Raw genomic sequence first — 21,165 nt, forward strand, 5'->3', positions numbered from 1 at the left:
GCCAGAGGTGGGATGAGAAAGGTTAAAATCGGACTGGCGCTAGGTTCAGGCGCTGCCAAAGGATGGGCTCATATAGGCGTTATACATGCGCTGGAACGGGCAGGTATAAAAATCGATGTCGTTGCGGGCTGTTCCGTCGGCGCGCTGGTGGGTGCGGCTTATGCCAGCCATCGGCTGCCGCTGATGGAGACCTGGGTGCGGTCGTTCAGCTACTGGGATGTTATCCGTCTGATGGATTTCTCATGGCGTCGAGGTGGGTTGCTCAGAGGCGAACGCGTTTTCAATCACGTCAGGCGGCTGGTTCATCACGACAAAATCGAACAGTGCGCCCTGCCTTTTGGCGCGGTCGCAACGAATCTTAGCACCGGCCGTGAGCTATGGCTTACTGAAGGCGATCTGCACCAGGCCGTTCGAGCCTCCTGCAGTATGCCAGGTCTGCTTGCACCCGTTAGCTGGAATGGTTACTGGCTGGTGGATGGCGCGGTCGTCAACCCGGTGCCCATCTCTCTGACCCGTGCGCTGGGGGCGGATATCGTCATCGCCGTTGACCTGCAGCATGATGCGCATCTGATGCAGCAGGATCTGCTGTCCGTTACGCCCAGAAATGAAGAAGAGGCCAGCCAGTCGGTCCATAGCTGGGGAGGGAGGCTGCGACAAAGTCTGGCGAAAAAGGTGCAGCGCAAGGTTAACCAAAGCCCAGGCGCAATGGAAATAATGACCACTTCAATCCAGGTGCTGGAAAATCGCCTTAAGCGGAACCGCATGGCTGGCGATCCACCGGATATACTGATACAACCCTTTTGCCCGCAAATCTCCACGCTGGATTTCCACCGCGCGGAAGAGGCAATTGAAGCCGGCAGGCTGGCCGTTGAGAAGAACATGGATGAACTCCTTCCCCTGGCCCACCAGAATGCGCTGCCGGATGTTTGAATGAGAATACGAAAGGTAATTCTGACGGGCACGGATGTTGATTATGAGCCGCTATTGAGTTATCTGCTGTGTGAGGGGGGATAATGGACAAACCATTAACGGGAAAACAGATTCTGATTGTTGAAGACGAGGTCGTTTTCCGCTCTCTGTTGGACAATTTTCTTACTGCGCTTGGCGCGACAAACATACTGGCAGATGATGGCCTGCAGGCGCTGGAAAAAATGAACCAGCTCAACCCCGACCTGATTATCTGCGATCTTGCCATGCCCAGAATGAACGGGCTTAAACTGGTAGAACATCTGCGCAGTAAGGGCAGTGCAGTGCCTATTCTGGTTATCTCCGCGACCGAAAACATGGCGGATATTGCACGCGTACTACGTCTTGGCGTGCAGGACGTGCTGCTGAAGCCGCTCAAAGACCTGGACCGCCTGCGGGAGGCGGTTTACGAATGTCTCTATCCCTCTATGTTTACATCGAAAGTTGAAGAGGACGAACAGCTGTTTCAGGACTGGGATGCGCTGGTACGCGACCCACAGGCCGCTGCCAAACTGCTCAAGCAGCTACAGCCGCCGGTACAGCAGGTTATCGCCAACTGCCGTATTAATTACCGCCAGCTAACGATGGCCGAGCAGCCGGGTCTGGTCCTGGATGTGGCAGCCCTGTCGGAAAAAGATTTGGCTTTCTACTGTCTTGACGTCACGCGCGCCGGGGATAACGGCGTGTTAGCTGCGCTTCTGCTGCGGGCGTTATTCAACGGGCTACTCCAGGATCAATTATCGGGCCAGGCTCCGCGTCTGCCTGAATTAAACGGCCTGCTAAAACAGGTTAATCTGCTGCTTCGGCAGGCCAATCTGAAGGGGCAATTTCCTTTACTCGTTGGTTACTATCATCAGGGTTTAAAAAATCTGGTTTTAGTTTCCGCGGGTTTAAACGCCACGCTCAACGTTAATACCCATCAAATTCAGCTGAGTAATGGTATTCCCCTTGGCACGCTGGGCAGTACGCATCTTAACCAAATAAGCCAGCGGTGTGACACATGGCAGTGCCAGGTATGGGGCGCGGGCGGCAGACTGCGCCTGATGTTGACGACGGAATAACCGTTTAAGGCATTATTTTGCGCTGTGCCGGATTAGCAGGACCAAAAATTGGCTTTACACTTGGGTAATAATCTTAATTTGCGCTGAAATGGTTTAACCAGGATAAATCCACCCGTATACAACTGGTATACTCATCTCGTTTTTAAACTCGACATATCAAGTAATAACTTGAACGGCCTAAAGAGAGGTACTTTGATGTCTGCCTATAAGTCTAAAGTAAAAAAAGCGGTAATCCCTGTTGCAGGTTTGGGTACGCGTATGCTGCCAGCAACCAAAGCAATTCCTAAAGAGATGTTGCCGCTGGTTGATAAGCCGTTAATTCAGTATGTCGTTAATGAGTGCATCGCAGCTGGAATCACAGAGATTGTGCTGGTCACGCACTCCTCTAAAAACTCGATTGAAAACCATTTTGATACCAGCTTTGAGCTGGAAGCCATGCTGGAAAAACGCGTTAAGCGCCAGCTGCTGGAAGAGATCCAGTCTATCTGCCCTCCACACGTCACCATTATGCAGGTGCGTCAGGGTCTGGCGAAGGGTCTGGGCCATGCGGTCATGTGCGCCTATCCGGTTGTCGGTAATGAGCCTGTGGCCGTTATTCTGCCGGACGTGATCATTGACGAATACGAATCCGATCTGGCGAAGGATAACCTGGCCGATATGATGCGTCGCTTTGACGAAACGGGTCACAGCCAGATCATGGTTGAGCCAGTGGCAGACGTAACCGCCTACGGCGTTGTTGACTGCCAGGGTGCAGAGCTTAACGCGGGTGAAAGTGCGCCTATGGTTGGCGTCGTTGAGAAACCAAAAGCGGATAAAGCACCCTCTAACCTGGCCGTTGTGGGTCGTTATGTGCTGTCTGCGGATATCTGGCCTCTGCTGGCTAAAACCCCTCCGGGTGCGGGTGACGAAATTCAGCTTACCGACTCCATTGCCATGCTGATGGATAAAGAGACGGTTGAAGCCTATCACCTGAAAGGCATTAGCCATGACTGTGGTAACAAACTGGGCTATATGCAGGCTTTCGTAGAATACGGCGTACGTCATAATACGCTGGGCAGCGACTTTAAAGAGTGGCTTGAAAGCACTGTTGGTAATAAAAAATAAGTTTAATTTCTAACCGGGACAATTCAATGAAAGTCACCGTATTTGGTATCGGCTATGTTGGTCTGGTTCAGGCTGCGGTTCTGGCCGAAGTCGGACATGACGTTCTTTGCATCGATGTCGACGAAAATAAAGTCGAAAATCTGAAGAAAGGGATCATTCCAATCTTTGAGCCAGGCCTGACGCCGCTGGTTATGCAGAACTATGAGGCAGGGCGCCTTAAGTTCACCACTAACGCGGAAGAGGGCGTTAACCACGGCGTTATGCAGTTTATTGCCGTGGGTACACCACCGGATGAAGACGGCTCTGCCGATCTGAAATACGTTACTGCCGTGGCGCGCACCATCGCGCAGCATATGAATGGCCACAAAGTGGTGATTGATAAGTCAACAGTGCCCGTGGGTACCGCTGACAGAGTGCGTGCAGTAATGGAAGAAACGCTGAAAACCCGTGGTGCTGAGTTCGCGTTTGACGTGGTATCTAACCCGGAATTTCTGAAGGAAGGTGCAGCGGTAAACGACTGCATGCGTCCTGAGCGTATCGTGGTGGGTACGGATAATGATGAGGTGGTGGATCTGCTGCGCGAGCTTTATGAGCCGTTCAACCGTAACCATGATCGCATGATCCTGATGGATATCCGTAGCGCTGAGCTGACCAAGTATGCGGCTAACTGCATGCTGGCCACCAAAATCAGCTTTATGAATGAAATTTCCAACCTGGCAGAGCGTTTGGGTGCAGACGTAGAGAAAGTTCGTCAGGGCATTGGTTCAGATTCCCGTATTGGCTACTCGTTTATTTACCCAGGCTGCGGTTATGGCGGTTCGTGCTTCCCGAAAGACGTACAGGCCCTGATCAGAACCGCAGAACAGATTGGTTATAAGCCGCGCCTGCTACAGGCGGTTGAAGACGTGAATGACTCGCAGAAAACCAAGCTGCCAGCCTTCATCAAGCGTCACTTCGGTGAGAATCTGGAGGGTAAAACCTTCGCGCTTTGGGGTCTGTCCTTTAAGCCTAACACCGACGATATGCGTGAGGCTTCCAGCCGCGTGCTGATGGAATCTCTCTGGCAGGCGGGTGCATCCGTGCAGGCGTTTGACCCGGAAGCGATGGACGAAGCGCAGCGTATTTATGGCCACCGCAGCGACCTTAAGCTGATGGGAACCAAAGAAGCGGCCCTGCAGGGTGCTGACGGTCTGGTTATCTGTACCGAATGGCAGAGCTTCCGCGCGCCAGATTTCGATGTTATCAAAAATGCCCTGAAAGAAGCGGTGATTTTTGATGGTCGTAACCTGTATGATCCTGAAAGAGTCAGCAAGCGCGGGTTTGTTTATTATGCAATCGGCCGCGGTGCTTCAATACAAATTGCATAATTAACGAGGGCAGTATGAAATATCTGGTTACCGGCGCAGCAGGCTTTATAGGGTATCACGTCGCACAACGCCTGCTCGCTGCCGGTCACCAGGTTGTCGGTATCGACAACCTGAATGACTATTATGATGTAAACCTCAAGCTGGCCCGCCTGGCGTTAATTCAATCCTCTCACTTTACCTTTATCAAATGCGATCTTGCTGACCGCGAGGGCATTGCCCAGCTGTTCCGTAATGAAGGATTTGACCGCGTTATCCATCTGGGAGCACAGGCTGGTGTACGTTATTCGCTCGAGAATCCTCTGGCTTATGCTGACGCTAATCTGATAGGGCATCTGAATATCCTTGAGGGATGTCGTCATCATCAGGTGGGGCATCTGCTGTACGCCTCTTCAAGCTCGGTATATGGTCTTAACCGCAAGCTGCCATTCTCAACGGATGACAGCGTGGACCATCCCGTTTCGCTGTATGCGGCGACGAAGAAAGCTAATGAGCTTATGTCCCACTCCTACTCCCACCTGTATGGCATCCCAACAACCGGCCTGAGATTTTTTACCGTCTATGGGCCGTGGGGGCGTCCGGATATGGCACTGTTTAAATTTACGCGTGCCATGCTCGCCGGTGAGAAGATTGACGTCTATAACAACGGTCAGATGCGACGTGATTTCACCTATATCGATGATATTGCTGAAGCCATATTTCGCCTGCAGGACGTTATCCCGCAGCCCGATCGGGACTGGACGGTAGAAGAGGGCAATCCTGCGAGTAGCTCAGCGCCTTACCGTGTTTATAACATCGGGAACAGCCAGCCGGTTACGCTAATGGCCTATATTGAGGCGTTAGAAAAAGCACTGGATATCAAAGCTGACAAAAATATGATGCCTATGCAGCCCGGCGACGTATTAGAAACCAGTGCGGATACCGCAGCACTCTTCGATGCGATTGATTTCAAGCCTCAGACGGGGGTGGAGTCCGGCGTCGCGCGGTTTGTTAGCTGGTATCGTGAGTTTTATAAGGTTTAACAGCAGGCGGTAAATAAAAAAGGAAGCTTATGGCTTCCTTTTTTTGTGGCTATCAGAAACACCACAGAGGGTAGAACCTTGACACCATTCAAATGTGGCCTGTAACGTAGACACGTTTAAATGCCGTCAGACTTCAATTTACAGCAGGAAATCATCGAGAGATTTGCCGTCATCAAGGGCTTTCTTGATTACAGCGGGCGTACGGCCCTGGCCGGTCCAGGTTTTGGATTCGCCATTCTCATCAATATATTTATATTTAGCCGGGCGCGCAGCGCGCTTCGTTTTACCCGGTGCTTTAACAGCAGCCAGCGTTGACAGTAATTCGTTAGGATCAATACCGTCTGCAATCAGCATTTCACGGTATTGCTGCAGTTTGCGGCTGCGTTCTTCATTCTCTGCCTGAGCATGGCTCTCTTCTTCGCGGCGCTCGGTAACAACAACTTCTAACTTTTCCAGCATCTCTTCCAGAGTTTCCAGCGTACATTCTCTGGCTTGCGCACGCAGGCTACGAATGTTGTTCAGAATTTTAAGTGCTTCGCTCATTGTCTAAATCTCAAAATTATAAAAAAGTGGGGGGCTGTTTTGCCTGATAATAATAGAGGGCGTTAATCCGAACTGCAATAGATAATTTTGTAAGGAATTCAGAATAACAAGTCATTCCTGCATTTCCTGCTCTTAATAATGCAGTGAGAAAGTAAATGGAAAGGCAATATCACCCTGCAACCCACCACGCTGACAGCCGCCATTTAGTAGATACACAGCCTGTAAATTGCCTATTTGTGACAGCATATGAGATCACTTTTTCAGTGGGGGTATTCCGGCTAACTTTTAGAAAAGTCAGTGGATAATCACAGCATGCATCCCATTTATTACTAAGCTATTGCCGGGAAATTGTTAAGGAGGACATGTTTAGCGCAGCGTAAAGTACCGGCCTGACCGCCTGTCGCAGAGACACAAACATCTTATGTGGATTATTAACCCCGGCTACTGGGTAGCGGTACGCCGCCCGGAGGGCTTGTGATACACTTTACGGCCTAACACGAACCCTGTTTCCGGAGTCGAGCAAAATGGCTCAGCTATATTTTTACTATTCTGCTATGAATGCAGGTAAATCAACTGCCCTGTTGCAGTCATCTTACAACTACCAGGAGCGCGGTATGCGCACGCTGGTCTATACCGCCGAAATAGATAACCGTTTCGGGGTGGGTAAGGTCAGTTCCAGAATTGGACTTTCATCTCCTGCAAAATTGTATAATAACGAGACTGCATTGTTTGATGAAATTAACGCTGAGCAGAGTATTGAACCCGTTAACTGCGTGCTGGTAGATGAATGTCAGTTCCTGACCCGCGATCAGGTTAAGGCGCTTTCCAGGGTAGTGGATAATCTTGATATACCTGTACTGTGCTATGGCTTACGTACAGATTTCCGGGGAGAGTTATTTACCGGCAGCCACTACTTACTTGCCTGGTCAGATAAGCTGGTTGAATTAAAAACCGTTTGCCACTGCGGGCGTAAAGCTGGAATGGTATTAAGGCTGGACCAAAATGGGGCACCCTTTAAAGAGGGAGAACAGGTCGTCATTGGTGGAAATGAGCGCTATGTTTCCGTCTGTCGTAAGCATTATAACGCGGCAATTGAACAGGGTTGTCTACAGGCTATTCACGGTAAAACCGGCAATAAGGGAAGTAGCTGATCCGGGCTATTCTGGTAGGCAGGCATATAAATAGCCTGCTTCTTATTTCTGTCGTCTATTAGTTTTATTGAACATTACTGGAAGAAACCCGCCACTGGCGGGTTTTTTTTTACACAAATTTTACTGTTTTACTATTTTACTTTTTTGCTTTTTCTCACAGGCGTATTTATTTCAACCGACTGTGAAACAATGGCCTCTGCCATGTTGCTAAAGGGTTCGGTAAATTCGCGGCCGTAGAAACTATCCAGCATGATCTGTTTCAGTTCGGCAATCAGCGGATAACGTGGGTTGGCACCGGTACACTGGTCGTCGAAGGCATCATCCGCCAGCTGGTCAACTTTCGCCAGGAAGTCTGCTTCCTGTACGCCAGCTTCACGAATAGATTTCGGAATGCCAAGCTGACTCTTCATCTCTTCCAGCCAGCTAAGCAGCTTCTCAATCTTCTGTGCGGTGCGATCGCCAGGCGCTGTCAGTCGCAGGTGGTCAGCAACCTCAGCATAGCGGCGGCGGGCCTGCGGGCGGTCATACTGACTGAATGCAGCCTGTTTGGTTGGGTTATCGTTGGCGTTATAGCGAATAACGTTAGCGATAAGCAGGGCGTTCGCCAGACCGTGTGGAATATGAAACTCTGAACCCAGCTTATGCGCCATAGAGTGGCAGACGCCGAGGAAGGCGTTAGCGAAAGCGATACCCGCGATGGTCGCCGCATTATGCACGCGCTCACGGGCCACAGGATTCCTGGCCCCTTCACTGTAGCTGGCAGGCAGGTTCTCCTGAAGCAGTTTTAATGCCTGTAGCGCCTGGCCGTCAGAGTATTCATTTGCCAGCACGGAAACGTAGGCTTCCAGAGAATGTACCACCGCATCCAGGCCGCCAAAGGCGCACAGGGATTTCGGCATGTTCATCACCAGGTTGGCGTCTACGATGGCCATATCCGGCGTCAGCGCATAATCTGCCAGCGGATATTTCTGACCGGTCGCATCATCAGTCACCACGGCGAAAGGTGTGACTTCAGAACCGGTACCGGAGGTGGTGGTAATGGCAATCATTTTTGCCTTCACGCCCATCTTAGGGAACTTGTAGATGCGTTTACGAATATCCATAAAGCGCAGTGCCAGCTCTTCAAAGTGCGTTTCAGGATGTTCGTACATCACCCACATGATTTTGGCCGCATCCATTGGCGATCCGCCGCCAAGCGCAATAATCACGTCGGGCTTAAAGGAGTGCATCTGTTCTGCGCCTTTACGTACCACGCTCAGCGTCGGATCCGCTTCGACCTCAAAGAACACTTCCGTTTCAATACCGTGAGATTTCAGTACGGTAATGATCTGATCGGCATAGCCGTTGTTGAACAGATAACGGTCGGTCACAATAAAGGCGCGTTTGGCTCCATCCGTCGCCACTTCTTCCATGGCAATAGGCAGGGACCCGCGGCGGAAATAGATAGATTTGGGAAGTTTATGCCACAACATGTTTTCTGCTCGCTTGGCCACGGTTTTCTTGTTGATCAGATGCTTAGGTCCGACGTTTTCAGAAATGGAGTTCCCCCCCCATGAGCCACAGCCCAGCGTCAGCGAAGGGGCCAGCTTGAAGTTATACAGGTCGCCAATGCCCCCCTGTGACGCCGGAGTATTAATCAGGATACGTGCCGTTTTCATCTTGTCGCCGAAGAAATTGACGCGTTCACGCTCGTTATCCTGATCGGTATAGAGGCATGAGGTGTGCCCGATACCGCCCATCGCAACCAGTTTTTCAGCCTTAACCACGGCATCTTCAAAATCTTTTGCCCGGTACATCGCAAGAGTAGGGGAGAGCTTTTCATGTGCGAAAGGTTCTGACTCATCAACCCTTTCCACTTCGCCAATGAGAATTTTGGTGTTACCCGGTACGCTAATCCCGGCCATCTCGGCAATTTTTACCGCAGGCTGCCCGACGATAGCGGCATTCAGGCCGCCATTTTTCAAAATGATGTCCTGAACGGCCTTCAGCTCCTGGCCCTGAAGCATGTAGCCACCGTGGCTGGCGAAGCGCTCACGGACCGCATCATAAATAGCATCAACCACGATAACGGACTGCTCTGACGCACAGATAACGCCGTTATCAAAGGTTTTTGACATCAGAATTGACGCTACGGCACGTTTGACGTCCGCCGTTTCATCAATAACAACCGGGGTATTACCTGCGCCAACGCCGATGGCCGGTTTCCCTGAACTGTAGGCAGCCTTAACCATGCCGGGTCCGCCGGTGGCGAGGATCAGATTAATGTCCGGATGGTGCATTAGCTGATTGGAAAGTTCGACGGAGGGGACATCGATCCAGCCGATAATATCTTTAGGTGCGCCGGCGGCAATGGCAGCCTGTAGCACAATATCCGCTGCTTTATTGGTAGCATCTTTAGCACGTGGATGGGGTGAGAAAATAATACCGTTTCGGGTTTTAAGGCTAATCAGTGCCTTAAAGATAGCGGTAGAGGTAGGGTTAGTGGTTGGCACGATCCCGCAGATCAGCCCGGTGGGTTCAGCAATGGTGATGGTACCGAAGGTCTCATCGGTCTCGAGAATGCCGCAGGTTTTTTCATCTTTGTAAGCGTTGTAAATATATTCGGAAGCGAAATGGTTTTTGATCACCTTGTCTTCGACAATCCCCATACCCGACTCAGCAACGGCCATCTTAGCCAGGGGGATGCGCGCGTCTGCTGCGGCCAGCGCGGCTGCGCGGAAAATTTTATCTACCTGCTCCTGGGTGAAATTAGCATACTCACGCTGTGCTTTTTTAACACGCTCAACCAGTGCGTTAAGTTCAGCAACATTAGTAACGGCCATAATGCTCTCCTGATGAAAGTTAAACTCTATTAGTAAACGAATCAGAACCTTTAATTGTAGTAATCAGGCGTTAACTTATTGTTTTATTTATGTGACAGGCCCAAAGGTTTTACAAAAAAAACGTCTGTGTTTACTGAAAGAGTCTCCCTCCTGATGTCATCATCGAACTGAATCGCCTGTTTTGTCTGGCAGATCAGGCCTCTCATTCAGAGGGAGGTCCGTTTAGACCTGCTCTGATAAAACAAAGCTTACTCATAATGAGGTACACCAGATTTGATCTGGATCACCGATAATCTCGGCTGATACCTTTCAGCTCACATAATTGGCGCCTGGCGGCAGATGTCGAGCGGCAAACGCCGAATGGCAGAGAGTAATCGGGAGTAATTATGTAACTTTAGGTTTTTATCCTGGTTTTTTGGGGAAAATACAGGCGGAAATTTTGCCCCGGCGGGATGGTATGCGCATTGCTTTTGCATTAAATTACCGCACGTTGAACAGGCCCTTTCAGGAGTACAGTGTGAACCCGGTAATTTTAGATTTCTCAGGCTATATTAAATTTTTTGTGGGTTTATTCGCCCTGGTTAATCCGGTTGGGATCATCCCTGTCTTTATCAGTATGACCCGCTATCAGGTTCCCGCCGCGCGCAATAAAACCAATATGACAGCCAACCTCTCGGTGGCGATCATTCTCCTGACTTCCCTGTTTCTGGGCGATGCCATTCTGCAACTGTTCGGCATATCAATCGACTCCTTTCGTATCGCGGGCGGCATCCTCGTGGTGACCATCGCGATGTCGATGATCAGCGGTAAGCTGGGTGAAGATAAGCAAAATAAACAGGAAAAATCAGAGACGGAAATCAGGGAGAGTATCGGCGTAGTGCCGCTGGCGCTGCCGTTAATGGCCGGACCGGGCGCGATCAGTTCCACCATCGTCTGGAGCACGCGGTATCACAACTGGCAAAATCTGCTGGGCTTTAGCCTCGCCATTGCGCTGTTTGCGTTTTGCTGCTGGCTGCTGTTTCGTGCGGCACCGCTCATGGTCAGGGTATTGGGACAGACCGGCATCAACGTCATTACCCGCATAATGGGACTGCTGCTTATGGCGCTGGGGATCGAATTTATTGTTACCGGTATCAAAGTGCTCTTTCCCGGTCTGGCGCACTAAACGGCTCCTGCCTGAAGAGCCTGATATAAAGCGCATAATCTGCGCTTATTTTCCATCGCAGGGCTCCTTCCGCACCAAAATAATGCATTGCGCGCGTTTATCGCCCCTTTATGGTGCATTTATTCCTGCTGCTTAATATCCGCGCTCCATTATTAATGTAATTACTGAAAATTGCATTCTTATCAGAAGCTAACCTGAAAATGTTATTAAAATTTCACGACTAAAATCCGATAGAATGGCTTGATGCTGGAATAAAATGCTAATCATGCCCTGCATTCTGGGCAAAGACGCCGGTAAAGTGTGGATTCTCACTCATCTCCCTGCGGCAAACCTCAAAAAAAGGCGCGATCGGCACACTCCAGGCCTGAACCGGGTTAACCTGTTGATAAATAGCCCTCTGTTACTTAATTTGCTTTGTTAAATAACACTTCTTCTTGTGATCGTTTCGTGATAAAAGAGAATAAGTTAACATTTTTGTTATTTAGGTTTGGCGTCGAAATCAGCGTTCTGATAGTTTTCGGAAATCGTCTTCATAATTGGCATTGGATGTGCAAATAAGATCGGCTTTAACCGATCTGATAACAGATCCAAAAACACAGGTTAACTACGCTTAATGAAATATCTTTCGTACCGCCGCCCGTGTTTTAGCCAGGCGATGATGGTTGTTTTAGGTCTTTACTCCGGCGTTTCGTCAGCTGCTACGGTACCCGCAGGCGTATCGCTCGCCGCCAGCCAGACCATCACGATTAATAATGGCAGCGAAGTCTCTTCACTGGACCCGCAAAAGATTGAAGGGGTGCCTGAAAGTAACGTTGTCGGCAATCTGCTTGAAGGGTTAGTCACCACGGATAATAACGGCCACATTGTGCCTGGCGTGGCAGAAAGCTGGAGTCATCAGCAGAGCAGAATCTGGACGTTTACGCTGCGTAAGGATGCCCGCTGGAGCAATGGTCAACCGGTGACCGCGGCCGATTTTGTTTATAGCTGGCAGCGACTGGTGGATCCGAAAACGGCTTCACCCTACGCCAGCTATTTGCAATTTGCCCATATCGACAATATCGATGATATTCTGGCGGGTAAAAAGCCCCCGTCGGCGCTGGGCATCAGAGCGCTTGACGACGCGCATGTGCAGATCACCCTCAGCGAACCCGTGCCCTATTTTGTGGCGCTGGCCGCCAATACCGCGCTCCGACCCGTTAACCGCCAGGCGGTGGAAAAATGGGGTGACCAGTGGACGCAGCCCGCCCACTTTATCGGCAACGGTGCGTATACGCTGAGTGAGTGGGTGATCAATGAAAAAATCGTCGTGAAGCGTAATCCACTTTACTGGAATAACGCCCGCACGGTTATTGAAACAGCCACCTTCCTGCCGATTACCGCCGAGGGCAGCGACGTGAACCGCTATCGCAGCGGTGAAATTGATATGACCAACAGCGCGCTGCCGCCCGATCTCTTTCCTGTGTTGAAGGAAACCCTGGGCAGTCAGGTGCATATCAATCCGCTGCTCTGCACCTTTTACTACGAGCTGAACAACAAACGACCGCCCTTTGACGACCCCCGGGTAAGAGCTGCGGTTAAGCTCACCCTCGACCGCGATATCATCGCCAACAAAATTATGGGGCAGGGGCAGATACCGGCTGGGGGCTTCACGCCAACCTTTATTGATGGCGCACACCTGACGCAGCCTGCATGGATGAGGCTGACGCAGGCAGAACGCAATGCAAAAGCCAAAGCGCTACTGGCAGAGGCCGGATACAACGCTGAGAAACCCCTCCGCTTCACGCTGCTCTATAACACCTCCGACGTGAATAAAAAGCAGGCCATCGCCGCGGCTTCAATGTGGACAAAGAATCTGGGCGCCGGGGTGAAGCTGGATAACCAGGAGTGGAAAACCATGCTGGATACCCGACACCAGGGGAATTTCGACGTCGCGCGCGCCACCTGGTGCGCCGACTATAACGAACCCTCTACCTTTCTGAATGCCATGCTGAGTGATTCATCCACTAACACGGCGTTCTATAAAAGTCAGGCCTTTGACGCCCTGATGGCTAAAACACTGACGGTATCGGATGAGCAGCGCGCAGACATCTATCAGCAGGCGGAAGCACAGCTCGATAAAGACTCGGCCATTGTGCCGGTTTACTACCGGGTCAGCGCAAGGCTGGTGAAACCCTGGGTCGGTGGGTTTACCGGTAAAGACCCACAGGATCTGACCGATATTAAATATTTCTACATCGTAAAGCATTAAGGACTACGGGTTATTCGTGACGGGCGAATACCGTAATAAATCAGGGTAACGCATTCACGGCTCGGGATGCCGTCGTTCCGGAAGCCTGAGCCGATAGCCCGTTTAACGGGGGAAGCTGGTGTTAAGACCACATCAGCAATAATAAAAACTGGAGTAGATAATGACCAATATCACGAAAAAAAGTCTGATTGCGCTTGGGGTGTTTGCTGCGCTGGCGGGAAATATGGCAATCGCGGCTACCGTACCGGCAGGCGTTGAGCTGGCGGCAAAGCAGGAGCTGGTAAAGGGTAATGGCGATGAGGTGCAGTCTCTCGATCCGCATAAAATTGAGGGCGTGCCTGAAGCGAACGTCAGTTACGATCTGCTGGAAGGGCTGGTCATCAACGATCTTTCCGGACACCCAATCCCGGGCGTGGCTGAAAGCTGGGAGAACAAAGACGGTAAAATCTGGACCTTCCATCTGCGCAAAGACGCGAAATGGTCAAACGGCGAGCCGGTAACCGCTCAGGATTTCGTCTACAGCTGGCAGCGCCTGGCTGACCCTAAAACCGCTTCCCCGTACGCCAGCTATCTCCAGTACGGCCATCTTGAAAACGTTGACGACATTATTGCCGGTAAGAAAAGCCCCGATCAGCTGGGCGTAAAGGCCATAGATGCGCATACGCTCCAGGTCACCCTCACCGAGTCCGTTCCCTATTTCTACAAGCTGCTTATTCACCCCTCCATGTCCCCGGTTTATAAGCCTGCTATCGACAAGTTTGGCGAAAAGTGGACTCAACCGGAGAACTGGGTGGGTAACGGTGCCTACAAGCTTGAATCGCACATCATCAATGAGCGTATTGTCGTGGTGCGCAATCCCCAGTACTGGGATAATGCCCATACCAAACTGGATAAGGTCACCTTCCTGCCCATCCCTTCGGAGGTCAGCGACGTTAACCGCTATTTCAGCAGTAACGGCAGTGACATGACCTATACCAACCTGCCGATTGAACTGTTTAAAAAGCTACAGCGTGATAATCCAAAAGAGCTGCACGTTGATCCCTATCTTTGTACTTACTACTACGAACTCAATAACCAGAAAGCACCTTTCACTGACTCCCGCGTCCGTGAAGCACTGAAGCTGGGCCTGGATCGTGACATCATGGTGAATAAAGTCCTGGCGCAGGGGCAGCAGCCCGCCTACAGCTACACGCCGCCTGCGATTGACGGTGCCAATGTGACGAAACCCGCGTGGTTTAGCGAAACGCAGGATCAGCGTAATGCTGAAGCGAAAAAGCTGCTTGCCGAGGCGGGCTATACCGCCGACAAACCGCTGACTTTCGAACTGCTTTACAACACCTCCGATTTGCATAAAAAGCTGGCTATCGCGGCGGCATCCATCTGGAAGAAAAATTTAGGTGTGAACGTCAAACTGACCAACCAGGAGTGGAAAACCTTCCTTGATACGCGTCACCAGGGAACATTTGATGTTGCCCGTGCCGCCTGGTGCGCGGATTACAACGAGCCGACGTCATTCCTGAATACCATGACTTCCGGCAGCAGCAATAACACCTCTCATTATAAATCAGCAGATTTTGACAAGGCGATTGCTGCCGCGTCCACGTCCAGTAACGAAAAAGAGCGCAGCGCAGCCTACACCCAGGCGGAAGAGACTTTAGATAAGGATTCGACCATTGTGCCGGTCTTTTACTATGCCAATACCCGCCTGGTTAAGCCTTACGTCGGCGGCTATACCGGTAAAGATCCGCTGAACTACGTGTACGACAAAGATCTCTACATCATCAAACATTAATGGCAACAACAGGGGGAGGGTCACCTCCTCCTGCGTGTCTCATTTTAAGCAGTGCTAAGGCACAAGCCAGCAGGTACGGGCAATGTTAAAGTTTATATTTCGTCGCGTTCTGGAAGCGATCCCGACGTTACTCATTCTGATTACCATCTCCTTTTTTATGATGCGCCTTGCACCAGGCAGCCCCTTTACCGGCGAGCGCACGCTGTCGCCGGAAGTTATGGCAAACATTGAAGCCAAATACCATCTGAACGATCCCATCTGGAAGCAGTACGGCAACTACCTGATCCAGCTGGGGCATGGGGATTTCGGTCCGTCGTTCAAATATAAAGACTATTCGGTTAACTACCTGGTAGGCCACGCCTTCCCGGTCTCCGCTAAGCTGGGCCTGGCGGCCTTTTTGCTGGCCATTATCCTCGGGGTGACCGCCGGGGTCGTGGCCGCGCTGAAGCAAAACAGCAAATGGGACTTCATGGTGATGGGGGTGGCAATGACCGGCGTGGTAATACCGAGCTTTGTGGTGGCACCGCTGCTGGTGCTGGTCTTCGCCATTGCACTGAAGTGGCTGCCGGGTGGCGGCTGGAACGGCGGTGAGGCGAAATTTATGATCCTGCCGATGGTGGCCCTGTCGCTGGCTTATATCGCCAGCATCGCGCGTATTATGCGCGGCTCAATGATTGAGGTGCTGCACTCCAACTTTATCCGCACCGCTCGTGCCAAGGGGCTGCCAATGCACCGCATCGTGTTGCGGCATGCGCTGAAACCCGCGATGCTGCCGGTACTCTCCTATCTCGGTCCGGCTTTTGTCGGCATCATTACCGGCTCAATGGTGATTGAAACCATCTACGGCCTGCCGGGCATTGGTCAGCTGTTTGTTAACGGCGCGCTTAACCGCGACTATTCGCTGGTGCTGAGCCTGACCATTCTGGTGGGGGTGCTGACCATCCTGTTTAATGCGATCGTTGACGTGCTCTATGCGGTTATTGATCCCAAAATTCGTTACTAAATCCGGAGCTCGCGATGATGTTAAGTAAGAAAAATAGCGCCGCTCTTGATGCCTTCAGTGAAAAACTGGAGGTCGAAGGACGCAGCCTGTGGCAGGACGCACGCCGTCGTTTTATTCATAACCGTGCCGCGCTGGGCAGCCTGATTGTGCTGGTACTGATTGCGCTGTTTGTCATTTTCGCCCCCATGCTGTCGTCGTTTACCTATGACGATACCGACTGGGGCATGATGTCCGCCGCGCCGGATCTGGTGTCGAAACACTATTTCGGCACCGACTCCTCCGGGCGCGATCTGCTGGTGCGCGTGGCGATTGGCGGTAGAATTTCGCTGATGGTCGGCGTGGCGTCGGCGCTGGTGGCGGTGCTGGTCGGCACGCTTTATGGTTCGCTGGCGGGCTATCTCGGGGGCAAAACCGACTCGGTCATGATGCGCCTGCTGGAGATCCTCAACTCCTTTCCCTTTATGTTCTTTGTCATTCTGCTGGTGACCTTCTTTGGCCGTAATATTCTGCTGATCTTCGTGGCGATTGGGCTGGTCTCCTGGCTTGATATGGCGCGTATCGTGCGCGGTCAGACCCTGAGCCTGAAGCGCAAGGAGTTTATTGAAGCGGCCCACGTCGGCGGGGTTTCCACGCCGCATATCGTGGTTCGCCATATCGTGCCGAACGTGCTGGGCGTGGTGGTGGTTTATGCCTCGCTGCTGGTGCCGAGCATGATCCTGTTTGAATCCTTTCTCAGTTTCCTTGGTCTCGGCACGCAGGAGCCTCTGAGCAGCTGGGGGGCACTGCTGAGCGATGGCGCTAACTCAATGGAAGTGTCGCCGTGGCTACTGCTGTTTCCGGCGGGCTTCCTGGTGGTCACCCTGTTTTGTTTCAACTTTATCGGCGATGGCCTGCGTGATGCCCTCGACCCGAAAGATCGTTAAGGAGTTTCCCGATGAGCATAATTGAACAACAGCCAGCGATGGCCAGCCTGACGGGAAGCAAGCTGCTTGACGTAAAGGATCTGCGCGTGACCTTTGGAACGCCTGACGGGGATGTTACCGCCGTAAACGACCTCAATTTTAGCCTGCGCGCCGGTGAAACGCTGGGCATTGTGGGCGAATCCGGTTCAGGTAAGTCACAGACCGCCTTTGCCCTGATGGGGCTGCTGGCCAGCAATGGCCGAATTGGCGGCTCGGCGCTGTTTAACGGTAAAGAGATCCTCAACCTGCCGGAAAAGCAGCTTAACAGGCTGCGGGCCGAGCAGATTGCGATGATCTTCCAGGACCCGATGACCTCCCTTAACCCCTATATGAAGGTGGGCGAGCAGCTGATGGAAGTGCTCAGGCTGCACAAGGGGATGAGCAGCGCGCAGGCGTTTGAAGAGTCGGTACGCATGCTGGATGCCGTCAAAATGCCTGAGGCGCGCAAGCGCATGAAAATGTATCCCCATGAGTTTTCGGGCGGCATGCGTCAGCGGGTCATGATTGCGATGGCGTTGATGTGTCGGCCTAAACTGCTAATTGCCGATGAGCCCACCACTGCGCTGGATGTGACGGTACAGGCGCAGATTATGACGCTGCTGAATGACCTGAAAAGGGAATTCAATACGGCGATTATTATGATCACCCACGACCTCGGCGTGGTGGCGGGCATCTGTGACCAGGTGCTGGTGATGTACGCAGGCCGCACCATGGAGTATGGCCGCGCGCGCGACGTGTTCTATCAGCCTACGCATCCTTATTCCATTGGGCTGCTTAATGCCGTGCCGCGTCTGGATGCGGAGGGCGAATCGCTTACCACTATTCCGGGCAACCCGCCTAATCTGCTGCGTCTGCCGAAAGGCTGCCCGTTCCAGCCTCGCTGCCCCCACGCGATGGAAATCTGCTCTACCGCACCGCCGCTGACGCCATTCGGCGAAGGGCGTTTACGTGCCTGCTTTAAACCCGCGGAGGAACTGGTATGAGTGCGGTCGCTGAAAAGAAAGTTTTGCTGGAGATCGCCGATCTCAAAGTGCATTTCGATATCAAGGACGGTAAGCAGTGGTTCTGGCAGCCTTCCAAAACTCTGAAGGCGGTTGACGGCGTCAGCCTGCGACTTTACGAAGGGGAGACCCTGGGCGTGGTCGGCGAGTCGGGCTGTGGAAAATCCACGCTGGCTCGCGCCATTATTGGCCTGGTGAAAGCGACCGATGGCCGCGTGGCCTGGCTGGGACGCGACCTGCTGGGGCAGAGTGAAGAGGAGTGGCGCAGGGCACGCAGCGATATTCAGATGATCTTCCAGGATCCGCTCGCCTCGCTGAACCCGCGCATGACCATTGGCGATATTATTGCCGAGCCGCTGCGTACCTATCATCCCAAAATGGCAAAGGCTGAGGTGAAAGAGCGGGTTAAAACGATGATGATGAAGGTCGGGCTGCTGCCTAACCTGATTAACCGCTACCCGCATGAGTTCTCAGGCGGCCAGTGCCAGCGCATCGGTATTGCCCGTGCGCTGATCCTGGAGCCGAAGCTGATCATCTGCGACGAACCGGTTTCCGCGCTGGACGTGTCGATTCAGGCACAGGTGGTTAACCTGCTGCAAAAGCTGCAAAGGGAGATGGGGCTGTCGCTAATCTTTATCGCTCATGACCTGGCGGTGGTGAAGCATATTTCCGATCGCGTGCTGGTGATGTATCTGGGCCATGCCGTAGAGCTGGGGACCTATGATGAGGTCTATCAGAATCCGCAGCATCCTTACACCCGGGCGCTGATGTCAGCGGTGCCTATCCCCGATCCGGATCGCGAGAAAAACAAGGTGATTCAGCTGCTGGAAGGGGAACTGCCGTCGCCGATCAACCCGCCGTCCGGCTGCGTTTTCCGTACACGCTGCCCGATTGCCGGTCCCGAATGTGCGAAAACCCGCCCGCTGCTGGAGGGGAGCTTCCGCCACGCGGTTTCCTGCCTGAAGGTTGATCCCCTGTAAATAAAAACGGCACCCCGCTTATGCGCCGTCGCACATAAACGGGGTGCCGCATCAGGCTCGAACTGAGCCGCGGACGTTACTGATGCCGTAACCGGTGGCCGTATCAGGCCTCAGCTCTGTTGACCGTCTTGCTTACTCACGCCATAAAATATGACACAGCTTGTGGTCTTTCTCACGGCACAGCAGCACGCGGGCGAAAACGTCGTTGATCGGTTCGCCATCGGCATCACCCAGACCAATGACCACCTCGGCGAAAAAGTCCGGGTTGAGATCGAAGTCCACATGTTCGGCCCAGTCGTCAGACGGGTCAAACAGCTCGGCGCCGCCGCGCTCTTCAAACTGCAGATTGAACAGGATGACATCGGCCGGATCGAGATTATCGACGGCCAGCTCAAGAAAAATGTCGTAGGCCTGTTCCAGCGTTTCATCTTCGGTAAGACGATTATTCAAATCCATATCATTTCCCATCATGCCCATTGGGCGCTGTGCAATTTCGCTCGTTTTACAGCAACGGGCTGAAGAAGTAAAACAGTCGTTCAACAATACGCTGCCAGTAGGCGCGACGCGCCCAGCGCTTGCCGTCGACCAGCCGTGAGCGGGCGATGTAATCGTCCTGGACGGTCGCCAGATCGCTGCCGAATCCGTCATCATCAATCACCAGCGTAATTTCAAAATTCAGCCACAGGCTGCGCATATCAAGGTTCACCGTCCCGACCAGGCTTAGCTGACCATCGACCAGCACGCTTTTGGTGTGCAGCAGGCCATCTTCAAACTGATAAATCTTCACGCCCGCTTCCAGCAGTTCGGCGAAGAAAGCCCGGCTGGCCCAGCCAACCAGCAAGGAATCGTTATGGCGCGGCACAATGATGCTGACATCCACCCCGCGCTGCGCTGCGGTACAGATGGCATGCAGCAGATCGTCACTGGGTACAAAGTAGGGGGTGGTCATAATCAGCTGCTCACGCGCGGAGTAAACCGCCGTCAGCAGTGCCTGATGGATCAGGTCTTCCGGGAAACCGGGGCCGGACGCAATCACCTGAATAGTATGACCGCTCTCCTGTTCAAAGGGCATGATATTGGTGTCGGGTGGCGGCGGTAAAATGCGCTTGCCCGTTTCGATCTCCCAGTCACAGGAGTAGATTATCCCCATGGTGGTGGAGACCGGGCCTTCCATCCTCGCCATCAGATCAATCCACTGCCCGACGCCGGCATCCTGTTTGAAATAGCGCGGATCAACGAGGTTCATGCTGCCGGTATAGGCAATATAGTTATCAATCAGCACCACTTTACGATGCTGACGCAGGTCCATCCGGCGCAGAAAGACGCGCAGCAGGCTGACTTTTAGCGACTCCACCACATCCACACCCGCATTGCGCATCATTGCAGGCCAGGGGCTGCGGAAAAACTGCACGCTGCCTGCGGAATCCAGCATCAGTCGGCAGTGTACGCCGCGCCGCGCCGCCGCCATAAGTGATTCCGCCACCTCATCGGCCATCCCGCCTGGCTGCCAGATATAAAACACCATCTCGATATTATGCCGCGCCAGCTGAATATCACGGATGAGCGCGGTCATGGTCTCTTCTGTGGAGGTGAGCAGCTGCAGCTGGTTGCCCTTGACGCCGGCAATCCCCTGTCGGTTTTCACACAGCTGGAACAGTGAACGCGCGACGTCGCTGTTGTCATGGGCAAAAATCTGGTGACAGGACTTCAAATCGTTAAGCCATCTGGCCGTTGAGGGCCACATGGTGCGCGCGCGCTCGGCGCGGCGCTTGCCCAGATGCAGTTCGCCGAAAGACAAATAGGCGATAATACCCACCAGCGGCAGAATATAGATAACCAGCAGCCAGGCCATAGCCGAAGGCACGGCACGGCGCTTCATCAGAATGCGTAGCGTCACACCTGCTATCAGCAGCCAGTAGCCAAAAATAAGAAGCCAGCTGAGTAAAGTATAAAAAGTCGTCATGTCAGTGGAAATTCCGTT

At 52.6% G+C, this 21,165-nt stretch carries 17 protein-coding genes; 13 read left to right on the forward strand and 4 right to left on the reverse strand.

Features of this window, described 5'->3' with window-relative positions; all coding sequences use genetic code 11:
* The first annotated feature begins 12 nt into the window (after window positions 1-12).
* From rssA to AC4PCC_RS09925, 5 genes are all read left to right on the forward strand, one after another.
* Window positions 13-930, forward strand: a complete 918-nt coding sequence (gene rssA / locus AC4PCC_RS09905; RefSeq protein WP_492127257.1) for a patatin-like phospholipase RssA — start codon at window positions 13-15, stop codon at window positions 928-930.
* 83 nt (window positions 931-1,013) lie between these two features.
* Window positions 1,014-2,027: a two-component system response regulator RssB gene (gene rssB, locus AC4PCC_RS09910; protein ID WP_492127258.1), complete on the forward strand. Its 1,014-nt coding sequence runs from the start codon at window positions 1,014-1,016 to the stop codon at window positions 2,025-2,027.
* Window positions 2,028-2,222: 195 nt separating this feature from the next.
* The gene (galU, locus tag AC4PCC_RS09915) at window positions 2,223-3,131 is read left to right on the forward strand and encodes a UTP--glucose-1-phosphate uridylyltransferase GalU (RefSeq protein WP_416248600.1); all 909 of its coding nucleotides are present in this window, start codon (window positions 2,223-2,225) and stop codon (window positions 3,129-3,131) included.
* Between the two features lie 26 nt (window positions 3,132-3,157).
* Complete coding sequence (locus tag AC4PCC_RS09920) at window positions 3,158-4,498, forward strand: UDP-glucose dehydrogenase family protein (RefSeq protein WP_492127259.1); 1,341 nt, start codon at window positions 3,158-3,160, stop codon at window positions 4,496-4,498.
* A 14-nt stretch (window positions 4,499-4,512) separates the two neighbouring features.
* Window positions 4,513-5,517: an NAD-dependent epimerase gene (locus AC4PCC_RS09925; protein WP_492127260.1), complete on the forward strand. Its 1,005-nt coding sequence runs from the start codon at window positions 4,513-4,515 to the stop codon at window positions 5,515-5,517.
* 138 nt (window positions 5,518-5,655) lie between these two features.
* On the opposite strand, the gene hns is transcribed toward AC4PCC_RS09925, so the two are convergent.
* Window positions 5,656-6,060, reverse strand: coding sequence for a histone-like nucleoid-structuring protein H-NS (hns, locus tag AC4PCC_RS09930; protein ID WP_492127261.1), 405 nt, complete (start codon window positions 6,058-6,060; stop codon window positions 5,656-5,658).
* Window positions 6,061-6,584: 524 nt separating this feature from the next.
* Here hns and tdk point away from each other — a divergent pair.
* On the forward strand, window positions 6,585-7,211 hold the full coding sequence (gene tdk / locus AC4PCC_RS09935) for a thymidine kinase (RefSeq protein WP_067701410.1): 627 nt from the start codon (window positions 6,585-6,587) through the stop codon (window positions 7,209-7,211).
* 131 nt (window positions 7,212-7,342) lie between these two features.
* Here tdk and adhE read toward each other — a convergent pair whose 3' ends face one another.
* Window positions 7,343-10,033 carry a bifunctional acetaldehyde-CoA/alcohol dehydrogenase gene (adhE, locus tag AC4PCC_RS09940; RefSeq protein WP_492127262.1) on the reverse strand — a complete coding sequence of 897 codons (2,691 nt, stop codon included), beginning with the start codon at window positions 10,031-10,033 and terminating at the stop codon, window positions 7,343-7,345.
* 517 nt (window positions 10,034-10,550) lie between these two features.
* Here adhE and AC4PCC_RS09945 point away from each other — a divergent pair.
* From AC4PCC_RS09945 to oppF, 7 genes are all read left to right on the forward strand, one after another.
* Window positions 10,551-11,198, forward strand: coding sequence for a YchE family NAAT transporter (locus AC4PCC_RS09945; protein ID WP_492127263.1), 648 nt, complete (start codon window positions 10,551-10,553; stop codon window positions 11,196-11,198).
* Window positions 11,199-11,853: 655 nt separating this feature from the next.
* Window positions 11,854-13,446, forward strand: coding sequence for an ABC transporter substrate-binding protein (locus AC4PCC_RS09950; RefSeq protein WP_492127486.1), 1,593 nt, complete (start codon window positions 11,854-11,856; stop codon window positions 13,444-13,446).
* 160 nt (window positions 13,447-13,606) lie between these two features.
* Window positions 13,607-15,238 (forward strand): oligopeptide ABC transporter substrate-binding protein OppA, encoded by a 1,632-nt coding sequence (gene oppA / locus AC4PCC_RS09955; RefSeq protein WP_492127264.1) that lies wholly within the window; start codon window positions 13,607-13,609, stop codon window positions 15,236-15,238.
* An 82-nt stretch (window positions 15,239-15,320) separates the two neighbouring features.
* A complete protein-coding gene (gene oppB, locus AC4PCC_RS09960) occupies window positions 15,321-16,241 on the forward strand; it encodes an oligopeptide ABC transporter permease OppB (protein WP_492127265.1) in 921 nt (306 codons plus the stop codon).
* A 14-nt stretch (window positions 16,242-16,255) separates the two neighbouring features.
* Window positions 16,256-17,164 (forward strand): oligopeptide ABC transporter permease OppC, encoded by a 909-nt coding sequence (gene oppC / locus AC4PCC_RS09965; protein WP_067701432.1) that lies wholly within the window; start codon window positions 16,256-16,258, stop codon window positions 17,162-17,164.
* Between the two features lie 11 nt (window positions 17,165-17,175).
* Complete coding sequence (locus AC4PCC_RS09970) at window positions 17,176-18,186, forward strand: ABC transporter ATP-binding protein (RefSeq protein WP_345827686.1); 1,011 nt, start codon at window positions 17,176-17,178, stop codon at window positions 18,184-18,186.
* A complete protein-coding gene (gene oppF, locus AC4PCC_RS09975; protein WP_067701438.1) occupies window positions 18,183-19,184 on the forward strand; it encodes a murein tripeptide/oligopeptide ABC transporter ATP binding protein OppF in 1,002 nt (333 codons plus the stop codon). The genes AC4PCC_RS09970 and oppF overlap by 4 nt, the downstream gene beginning before the upstream one ends.
* A 132-nt stretch (window positions 19,185-19,316) precedes the next feature.
* Here oppF and AC4PCC_RS09980 read toward each other — a convergent pair whose 3' ends face one another.
* Both AC4PCC_RS09980 and cls read right to left on the reverse strand, forming a co-directional pair.
* A complete protein-coding gene (locus tag AC4PCC_RS09980) occupies window positions 19,317-19,640 on the reverse strand; it encodes an HI1450 family dsDNA-mimic protein (RefSeq protein WP_067701441.1) in 324 nt (107 codons plus the stop codon).
* Window positions 19,641-19,686: 46 nt separating this feature from the next.
* Window positions 19,687-21,147, reverse strand: coding sequence for a cardiolipin synthase (gene cls / locus AC4PCC_RS09985; RefSeq protein ID WP_492127266.1), 1,461 nt, complete (start codon window positions 21,145-21,147; stop codon window positions 19,687-19,689).
* Between the last annotated feature and the right edge of the window lie 18 nt (window positions 21,148-21,165).

It is taken from the genome of Erwinia sp. L03-1 (assembly GCF_058686115.1).